An 8,653-nucleotide genomic window follows, 5' to 3' on the forward strand; every position below is an offset into this window, starting at 1 on the left:
TTGAACCGGAACCGAGTCCCCGACTTTTATTGATGCTTCTTGATTGTTCAAAACCATCAATGACGGTGAAGAAATGATGTTGATATTGTCCTTAGTTGCCTCAGCGTGCAATATTGCATTTATGTTGCTGGATTTGAATGCGTACGAAAATCCCCCTGTCGCAACGCCGGTGGCTATATTGTCGAACGTAATGCCGTCCGCGCCAACGTTACCCCCGGAAATAGCACTGTGACCCTTATTCAAATACCATTCGATGCCATATTGAAGATCGTTTTTCAGAGTCACTTCCACAATCGTCGCTTCGATTAATACTTGTAAAGGCAAAACGTCGATTTGTTTTAGTACTCGAAGAATCTTGGCATACTCTTCGGAATTCGCGACGATAATCAACGCGTTATTGCCTTCGTCGGGAATGATTTTCACGTTAGGCATATCGTTATTGTTCGAGCCCACGGTCGAAGCATTGCCGAGTACCGAACCGACGCCACTTGCCGCGCCGCCGCTACGGTTGCGGTCTTGGTTGCGGTCGCTGAGCGAGCGTTCGTTGGCATCGTTACGGCTGCTGCTGGAGTTCGAGCCGGAAATAGAACTGGAGCTGCTCGAGGAACCAGTGCCGGAGCCGGAAGACGAGCGGTTACTGGCCGACATGCTTTTCCGACCGGAAGCGATTGAGGCTTTGGAACTGCGCTGACCGCCGCCGCTACCGTAAATGCTGCTCAGGGTATCCGCCAAATCCATCGCATTGACATGCTGCGCCCGGTAGACATTCACACCGCCGGCCGCCGCCGGATTGATCCTATCCAGTCGCAAGATCCAGTTTTCGATGTCTTTCAAATAATGCGCCTGATGGGTGATGGCTAGAATCGCGTTCAAGCGTTCGATTTCGATAAAACGGAAGAAGCTGGAATCGCCGCCCTTGTCCTTCTCCTGTTTGTGGTTGAAGATTTGGTCCAACTCGTCGATGACCTTGCCGGCGCTAACGTGGGCTGGTGTGAATAGCGCGAACGAACGGCCTTTCAAAATATCGATATCGAACGTATTGACCACGTCCATGACCCGCCCCAGCTCGGCGCCGGAACCGGCCACCATCAGCAGATTGCGATTGGCATCGACATGCAACAGCGCTTTTTCCGGCAGCAAGGGTTTCAGAATTTCGCCTAGTTCGGCGGCGGCGACGTTTTTGACCGGAATGATTCGGACCTGATAACCGTTGGGCATTTTCGAACCGGACAGCGAGTTGATCGAGCTGCTGTAAATGGCTTCGTTGGACGGCTTGATCAAATAGACCCCGTCCAGCGTCGACAGCGCGGCATTATTCAGGCTCAGCAGCATTTCCAGCGTCGGAATCAATTCTTCCTTACTGAGCGGTTTCGAGGTTTGCAACGTGACTTTACCGGTCACTTGCGGACTGATCGTATAGTTGCGATTCAAGATGTCGCCGAGGATGACCTTGGCCACTTCGCCAAGATCGGCGTCGTCGAAATTCAGGCTGTATTCGCCTTTCCCGCTTGATTTTTTGGGTTCCGCCGTAGTGTTGGCCTGGGCGTTGATGACCGGTTCGCCGTTCGGAAACAATTCGACCTTGGTGACTTTGTTGTCGGCGTTCTTATCGGCTTCGTTGGACAACTCCGGTAGCGACAGTTGGTCACCTGAAGCCGGTTTGACTTCGGCCAACGGCAGTTTCTGGTGGAATTGCGGACCGATAAACTCGCAACCTGTCATCGACAGCGCTAAAGCCACGACCGGTGTGAGAGTGAATTTACTAGTTGTCATTGATGTTCTCGACATTTTCAACGGGCGGGGGTGGTTCGTTGGGTTTTGGGGCCGGTTGCATGGTGGCGGGCGGTTGCGCCGGCCTCGGCGGTACGGGGGGCCTGCCCGGCACCGGCGGTTTGATTTGCGGTCTGGGCTTGCGTAGCGCGACGGCTTTTTCCTGGCCGGCTTGGCTTAGCACGACCCGGTCGGCCAGTATCTGTTTAAGTGTCCAGCCGGAAATGCTTTGCGATTCGTTGAGCTTTTGAAATTTTTTTGCTTCGTTGCGTTTGCTGAACAGCGCGATCGGGTTCCGGTCTTTGTTGTAGATACCGATCAGGGCCCAATCGTCGATTTGGCCGAGATCCGGGCCCGCCGCCGCGTCGGCGGTCGCGGCGTCCGCGATCGGCCGGCGGCCCTCGATAAATACCGGGCGATCGACGATTTCGGCGAAACTCTCCAGCGAGCGCTGGCGTTCAGACAATTCCGGTAGTTCCTCGCTCTGAAATTCGGCGGGCGCGGGCGGCTCCAAGGCCTTTAGCAAATCGTGCCAGGCAAGATTGCCGTAAGTCCACTCGGCGGCCAACGTCAAACTTGCCAAGCCGCAGCCTAGCAATTGCAGTTTCAGCAGCTTTTGGTTCATGGGGATTTGGCTCGCATGAAACTGACCACCTGAAAACTGACGTTGAGTTGGGTGCTGGGGTCGATTTTGTTGGTGCCGCGATTGCGCGCGCCACGGACCGGGGTGATGTCCAGTTGGTCGATGACCAACAGCGGCACCGAGGATTCGATACTGTGCAACACATGGCGGAGTGCATCGATCGAAGAGACCATCCGCACCTTGACGGAGATTCGCACGAATTCGTTCTCGGCCTTGCCCGGCAAGCCCTGAGTGCTGGTGAGCTGGCCGCCGGCTTCCGTGACCGCGGTCTTGATTGCGTTTTGCAGTTCCGCCGAAGCCAAGGCCTCGGTCGTGCTGTTCGAGAAATAATCCTGTTCTTCGAATTGTTGCTGCAAGGCTTGTAAATTGTCCGCCACCCCCTGTTTGCGGGCGGCAACGGCTTGTTGGCGTTGCAGGCGGAACAACAAGTCGCTTTTTTGGTCGCGGTAATCCAACCATTGATTCAGTAACGGCAACAGAATCGCAAACAGCAAGGCCAAGACGACGCCGATCAACAGTCCCAATGCCAACCAACGTTGATAACGCGGATTATTCATTCGTCGTCCCAGTCGCGCTGTCTTCGGCCGAATCGGCATCGGCGTCGGTTTCCTCGGCGGCATCGACGGTATCGGCGGTTTCCGAGGGCGTGGCTTCCGCGACGGCGGTGACATCCATACTGATTTGAAAGCGTTCCCGGCCGGTGTTCTTGTCCTGCGTCAATGGCGATACGAAAGCCACGTTGGCGAAATAGGGCGAGGCTTCCAAGATGCCGATCAGCGCGGAAGCCGCCGGCGATTGGCCTTGGACCTGCAGGTGCTTGTCGGTGTACTGAAAGTGGGTCAGCCAGGTATCGTCTTTCAGCAGTTTGCTGAGTTCGTTGAGTACTTCGATCTGCGACGGGGTTTGAGTTTTCAGGTCGATCAGGCGCTGGGTTTTATTCCGAATGGCCTCGATTTCTTGTTGTTGGCCTTCGATCAGCCGCGTTTCCTTTTCCAAGGTTTTAATACTGGCCTTCAAACGGTCAACCGCTTCGCCTTCCCTCCAGACCGGCCAGATCGTCGCGGCCAACAACAACAGGATGAACAACGCATTCAAAAGCCAGTGCAACGATTGCGACAGGCGATTGCCGCGCGGCTGGAAACGCTCCGGCAATAGATTGTAATCCGCCGCGATGTCGTCGCCGGACGACGCTTCGGCGTAATCAACGCGGCTGGGTTGCACGCCCCAACCTTGCAGTTGTTCGAGCAGGCGATCCAGCACTGGTCGCGGCGTCAGAATCAATTGAACCTGTAGTTGGCCGGATTCGGTTTTCCCCAACGGCAAGCTGGCAAAATACACCGCGTCGGCCTTGAACGGCGTGTATCGGTCTAGTTCGAAACCGACCACTTGTGCCAGATTTTCCTGGGCGGCTAGCGGCAAATAAATGGTTTTGCTCAGTCCTTGGCCCGCCTCCAGTCTCAGTAAGGTTTCGGCTTTTTGGAGTTCCGGTTGTTGTGCCAACAACTCGCGATAAGCGTCAGGGTTGTCCGGATTCAGGGCTTTGCTGAACAGAGGGGGCTGGCCGGGGTCGCGCATAAATGTCGCGGTCAAACCGGCCGGGGTTTCGGCGAAAATCAGGTAGCCGCTACGGTCGCTTAAAAGCGCAAGCGCCGAGGCCGGTATCCAGTAGCTCAGCTCTTTGCCCCACCAACGGAAAAACCGCCGTAGGTCAAAATCGATTGTCGCTTGTAAATTCATTCTTGAACAAAAATTAGCTGGGATTCCATAGCCGGGTCGAATAACGACAACGCGTCTTGCCGAGGGTGCCAATCCAGGATTTTTATAGGCGGCTCATCCGGGTTCTGATTCTGAAACTTAATGACCGCTTCGAGTCCGGCGCCGGCGTCTTCGCCGATTCGGGTTTCCACCGTGATGGTAAAAGCCTGGTTCTCGGCGATTTCGCTGCCGTCGTCGGTCTCTTCGGTGTCGTCCTGGTCCGACGACTGCGCCGCCAAACGGTTGTCCAAGTATACATCATGAACATTGCGTTCTTTCAGTTCGGCGCCGATGATTTGCAACAGCTTCGGGTCGGCGACCTTGAAATCCACTTCGGCTTGTTCCGAATACACGGTTAGCCAAGGCCGCATGCGTTCCAGCAATTCAGCGTCGATACCGAGCACCTGTTGCAGTTCTTCGACGGACTGGAACGGCCGATTGCCGGGACGCTGGCGCAGACCGGCCTGTTGATATTCCTTGCGTTCCGCGCCGTGTTGGCGCGGCTCGTCGTCGGCATCGCGCCAATCGACGATGGCATCCACCAAGCGAGCCTGTGCCTTTTCGTCGCCGGTCGCGCCGGCGATGACCGCTTGCAGCAGTTCTTCCTTGCCGGCGTTGATGTCCACCTTGCCGGATTCGGCGAGAATCTTGATGCGAGTGGCGCCGTCCACGGTCGGCACTTGGTAAACGCTGCCATCCGACAGCCAGCGCTGATCCTTGTCGGTTTGTTGTAGCCTGAAAATAGCCAGATTGATGCCGCTTTCAGCGATCGCCATGGCTTCGGCATTCTTATGCAGCGCATAACTGACGCTGCTTTCCCGGCGCATGCTTAACGCAAAACTGCCGGCCATGATGCTGAGCAAGGTCAAAATCCAGATCACGATGACCAGCGCGAAGCCGCGCGGCCGATTAATTCGGGTCGCCATCGGTCACGCTCTCGGAGTCGGTCGGCGCCGCGGTCAGCGTCGGCCGCGCGTTGATTCTGACCGGAAAGATCATGTCCGGCCAGAAACTGTGATCCTTTAACACGATGCGGACCTTGATCAGCAGCGGCAATTGCTCGGCGTTGACCCATTGCTCGTGCCAGGCGGTTTTGTCGGTTTCCGCATTGGTACCGAAATAGGCCAGCTGGAAATCCTCGACGTTTTCCAGCAACACGGTAGTCTCGGCGGCGGCATCGGGCACTTGGCCGTAAGGCACCAGCGACACCCGGATCACCGAGGATCGATCGGGGTCGGTATCGACGGTAAATGTTTGCAAGCCCTTGCGGGCCGAGGCCGAAGGCAAGGCTGCGACGAAGCGAACGGCGTGCGAACGGCCTTCGAAGGCCAATGTCTCGGCGGTTTGACTGGCGGTGTCGGGGCTGTCGGTTCTCAGGCCGGTCGGCGACGACTCGCTGTCTTCGATCGGCGCCGGCACCGGTTTGATGCCGCTGAGATGGCGTCTGAAAAACTGGTAGACCACGGCTTTTTGGTTGACTTCGGTCAGTTTGGCTTCGCCGACGTTCCAACTTTCTGCGGCAATCCGCAAACTGGCGAACAGCAGCGCGACGATGACGCTGAGCAGCGTCATCGCGATCAACATTTCGATTAAGGTAAAACCGTTGCGTGTCGGGCGGTCCATGCCGGTTATTGAGTGGTGGTCAGTTTTAAGGTATTGAGTTCAACCGTGCGGCGCGGCTCTTCGTCGCCCCAGGCCACGGTGACGTTGACCCGCATCAGTTGCGCGGCCGGTTCCGGTTCGCCGTCGGCCAGCTTGCGCAGACTCTCGCGGACGCCGCCGTTTTGCACCGGTTGGACGCTGACCCGCCAATCGAAGCGCTCGCCTTCGTTGCCGTCCAACTCGCCGGGCTCCAGCGTGGTTTCGACGCCGGTGCGGGCCATCAGCGATTCGGCGATTTGCACCGCGATCGTGTATTCCTCGGTAATGCCCGCGTGGTTGACGCCGTTGCCGAATACCCGCAACACGATGGTCAGCGCGATCGCCATGATTGAAAAGGCGACTAAAATTTCCAGCAGCGAAAAGCCATCAAGCCGTCGCATGGCCAAGCAGATCGGGTTCGGCGGCCGAAATGGCGACTTCGCCGGTAATCCAGTTCACGTCGATCTGCTTGGACAGATTGCCCCATTCCAGCGTGATGCGGCCGCCGGTCGATGAGCCGTCGCCGAAGAAGCGGATGCTGCCTTGCTCGCCGTCGGCGAATTCTTCCTCGGCAACCACCAGCGACACGTCGATGTCCTCGGCGAATTCGTAAGTCTTGTCGCGATTATCGACCCGGTAACTGTTATCGGCCAGGCTGATCGTGACCGCGGCGGTTTTGCCGGTCAACAAGGCCTGGCCGTGGGCGTAGCGCAACGCCGAGGCGATGTCGCGCGCCACCGCCTGCAGCTTGGTGGCGTGGTTGCCGGAAGCGATATTGTTGCCGAGGACCGCGAAACCGAGCACGGCGACCAGCAACACGATCGCCATCTCGATTAAAGTGAAACCCCGCGCGGCGGCGGGGCGGGGCGGCCGGGTCATTATTCCCAGCTATTGATGTCTTGTTCCTCGCCTTCGCCGCCTTCTTTTTCGTCGGCGCCGTAGCTAAACAAATCGAACTTGCCGTGTTGGCCGGGGAAGACATAGTGGTAATCGACGTTCCAAGGGTCTTGCGGAATCTTTTCCTTGCGCAGATAGGGACCGTTCCAGCGCTTGGCGTCGGACGGCTTTTCGATCAGCGCCAGCAAGCCTTGTTGTTGGGTCGGATAGCGGCCCTCGTCCAATTTGTACATGTCCAGCGCCGCCGCCAGGTCCTCGATTTGCACCCTGGCCGCCTTGGTTTTGGAAGCGCCCATGTGTTTCATGACCTGAGGGCCGACGATGCCGGCCAGCATGGCGATAATGCCCAATACCACCAACAGTTCCAGCAGCGTAAAGCCGCGTTGGCGGCGTATCGTGTGTGTCATTGCGTGTCTCTCCTCGGATTAAAAAGCCAGATCGTTGACGCTAAGGATGGCCAGCAAAATCGAGACGATGATGCCGCCTATCATCAGGCCCAACGAGATAATCAACGCCGGCTCCAGCAAGGCCAGCATGCGTTGTATGGTTTGTTTTAATTGTTTGTCGTAAATCCCGGCCACCCGCATTAGCATTTCTTCCAGTCGGCCGGTTTCCTCGCCCATTTTAATCATTTGCACCGCGAGTTTGGGAAACAGGCTTTGTTGACTGAGTGCCTCCGATAAAGTTCGGCCCTGTTTCAATTGGGCCTCGGCATAATCCAGCGATTCGGCCAACACCGTGTTGCCGACGGTTTCGCGGACGATGACCAGCGACTTCAAAATCGACACGCCGTTGCCCAGCAAGGTGCCGAAGGTACGGCTGAAGCTGGCGACTTCCATCGTCAACACGATTTCGCCGACCAGCGGGGCTTTTAAAAACCGGCCGTCCCAGACCTTCTTGCTGGCCGGCGCGCCGAGCTGGGATTTGAAATATTGCACCGAGGCGGCGATGCCCAGCAGCAGCAACCACCAATAGCTTTGCAGGAATTCGGCCAGACCGACCACGATTTGAGTCGGTACCGGCAAGGCTTGGCCGGCGCTATCAAACATTTCCTTGAATTGCGGCACGACGAAGGTCAACATCACGAACAGCGAGGCCAGCGACATCACCAACAACACCGCCGGGTAAATCAGCGCGGTGCTGACGGTATCCTTCAGCTCCTGGGCGCGCTCCATATACTCGGCCAGCCGCTGCAGTACCCCGCCCAGGTTGCCGCCCAACTCGCCGGCGCGAATCATGTTCAGATAAAACTTGGAAAACACGCCGGTCTGGCTTTCCAACGCGTCGGCCAACGCCTTGCCGCCCTTGACCTTGTCCAGCACGTCGGCGGTCAGCTTGTTGAGCTTGGGCTTATCCTCGGTCAGTTGCAGCAAGATCGTCAGCGAGCGGTCCAGCGGCAGGCCGGATTCCAACAGCGTGGCCAATTCGGCGGTCAGCATGCCGATTTCCTTGGCGGACAGTCGCACGCCGGCGGTTTTCAGCTTGAAACCGAGAAAGGTCTTGTCCCTGGCCGCTTCGACGCGGATCGGTATCAAACCCTGGTTTTGCAGTTCCAACAACAGGGCCTGCTCGTCGGCGGCATCGCGCACGCCTTCCTCGGCGAGACCCTGATTGTTGACGGCTTTGTAGGAGAATAAAGGCATCAGTTAATTTGCATATGGCTTTTAGTTATGGCATTCATGTTTTCAATAGCGGCTTGGGCAATAATGATTTGGTCAAGCCAAACGTAAATGACTGAAGTAGATCAATTCAATTGGTGGCAATTGTATATTGTTTTCTTGTTGATTTCCGTAAATCCATTCCTCTAAAGTTTTGCTTAAATCGTTCAAATCCACGTTATTGCCAAAACTACCATCTTCCTTTAGCTATTTCAGGCGCTTTTGGTCCTTAGTCAGGAGCGGCGCTTTGCCATAAAAATGAGGCATATGTTCGCCTCGCGCCAATTCG

Annotated in this window: 10 protein-coding genes; all 10 read right to left on the reverse strand. The window is 56.6% G+C overall.

All coding sequences use genetic code 11. The annotated features are described in order from the left end of the window. The coding region (locus AC3B8H_RS15165; protein ID WP_488442382.1) for a secretin N-terminal domain-containing protein at positions 1 to 1,773 on the reverse strand (1,773 nt) is incomplete at its 3' end. Next, complete coding sequence (locus AC3B8H_RS15170; protein ID WP_488442383.1) at positions 1,763 to 2,395, reverse strand: hypothetical protein; 633 nt, start codon at positions 2,393 to 2,395, stop codon at positions 1,763 to 1,765. The genes AC3B8H_RS15170 and AC3B8H_RS15165, both read right to left, overlap by 11 nt. Beyond that, entirely contained in the window at positions 2,392 to 2,970 is a 579-nt protein-coding gene (gene gspM / locus AC3B8H_RS15175; RefSeq protein ID WP_488442384.1) for a type II secretion system protein GspM, read from the reverse strand. Before gspM ends, AC3B8H_RS15170 begins: the two co-directional genes overlap by 4 nt. Further along, positions 2,963 to 4,150 (reverse strand): PilN domain-containing protein, encoded by a 1,188-nt coding sequence (locus AC3B8H_RS15180; RefSeq protein WP_488442385.1) that lies wholly within the window; start codon positions 4,148 to 4,150, stop codon positions 2,963 to 2,965. The genes gspM and AC3B8H_RS15180 overlap by 8 nt, the downstream gene beginning before the upstream one ends. After that, positions 4,147 to 5,094 (reverse strand): type II secretion system minor pseudopilin, encoded by a 948-nt coding sequence (locus AC3B8H_RS15185; protein ID WP_488442386.1) that lies wholly within the window; start codon positions 5,092 to 5,094, stop codon positions 4,147 to 4,149. The genes AC3B8H_RS15180 and AC3B8H_RS15185 overlap by 4 nt, the downstream gene beginning before the upstream one ends. After that, positions 5,078 to 5,791: a type II secretion system protein GspJ gene (locus AC3B8H_RS15190; RefSeq protein WP_488442387.1), complete on the reverse strand. Its 714-nt coding sequence runs from the start codon at positions 5,789 to 5,791 to the stop codon at positions 5,078 to 5,080. The genes AC3B8H_RS15185 and AC3B8H_RS15190 overlap by 17 nt, the downstream gene beginning before the upstream one ends. A 5-nt stretch (positions 5,792 to 5,796) precedes the next feature. Continuing rightward, positions 5,797 to 6,210: a type IV pilus modification PilV family protein gene (locus AC3B8H_RS15195; protein ID WP_488442388.1), complete on the reverse strand. Its 414-nt coding sequence runs from the start codon at positions 6,208 to 6,210 to the stop codon at positions 5,797 to 5,799. After that, positions 6,197 to 6,688, reverse strand: coding sequence for a GspH/FimT family pseudopilin (locus AC3B8H_RS15200; RefSeq protein ID WP_488442389.1), 492 nt, complete (start codon positions 6,686 to 6,688; stop codon positions 6,197 to 6,199). The genes AC3B8H_RS15195 and AC3B8H_RS15200 overlap by 14 nt, the downstream gene beginning before the upstream one ends. Next, complete coding sequence (gspG, locus tag AC3B8H_RS15205; RefSeq protein WP_064028101.1) at positions 6,688 to 7,113, reverse strand: type II secretion system major pseudopilin GspG; 426 nt, start codon at positions 7,111 to 7,113, stop codon at positions 6,688 to 6,690. The genes AC3B8H_RS15200 and gspG overlap by 1 nt, the downstream gene beginning before the upstream one ends. 18 nt (positions 7,114 to 7,131) lie before the next feature. Beyond that, positions 7,132 to 8,349, reverse strand: a complete 1,218-nt coding sequence (locus AC3B8H_RS15210) for a type II secretion system F family protein (RefSeq protein ID WP_488442390.1) — start codon at positions 8,347 to 8,349, stop codon at positions 7,132 to 7,134. Between the last annotated feature and the right edge of the window lie 304 nt (positions 8,350 to 8,653).

The organism is Methylomonas sp. BG-2, from assembly GCF_057766305.1.

What these genes read in the sequence shown, in the direction of transcription:
- gspM (WP_488442384.1), bottom strand. Translation starts at nt 2,970, where the DNA reads ATGAATAATCCGCGTTATCAACGTTGGTTGGCATTGGGACTGTTGATC.
- AC3B8H_RS15200 (WP_488442389.1), bottom strand. Translation starts at nt 6,688, where the DNA reads ATGACCCGGCCGCCCCGCCCCGCCGCCGCGCGGGGTTTCACTTTAATC.
- AC3B8H_RS15185 (WP_488442386.1), bottom strand. Translation starts at nt 5,094, where the DNA reads ATGGCGACCCGAATTAATCGGCCGCGCGGCTTCGCGCTGGTCATCGTG.
- gspG (WP_064028101.1), bottom strand. Translation starts at nt 7,113, where the DNA reads ATGACACACACGATACGCCGCCAACGCGGCTTTACGCTGCTGGAACTG.
- AC3B8H_RS15190 (WP_488442387.1), bottom strand. Translation starts at nt 5,791, where the DNA reads ATGGACCGCCCGACACGCAACGGTTTTACCTTAATCGAAATGTTGATC.
- AC3B8H_RS15170 (WP_488442383.1), bottom strand. Translation starts at nt 2,395, where the DNA reads ATGAACCAAAAGCTGCTGAAACTGCAATTGCTAGGCTGCGGCTTGGCA.
- AC3B8H_RS15195 (WP_488442388.1), bottom strand. Translation starts at nt 6,210, where the DNA reads ATGCGACGGCTTGATGGCTTTTCGCTGCTGGAAATTTTAGTCGCCTTT.
- AC3B8H_RS15210 (WP_488442390.1), bottom strand. Translation starts at nt 8,349, where the DNA reads ATGCCTTTATTCTCCTACAAAGCCGTCAACAATCAGGGTCTCGCCGAG.
- AC3B8H_RS15180 (WP_488442385.1), bottom strand. Translation starts at nt 4,150, where the DNA reads ATGAATTTACAAGCGACAATCGATTTTGACCTACGGCGGTTTTTCCGT.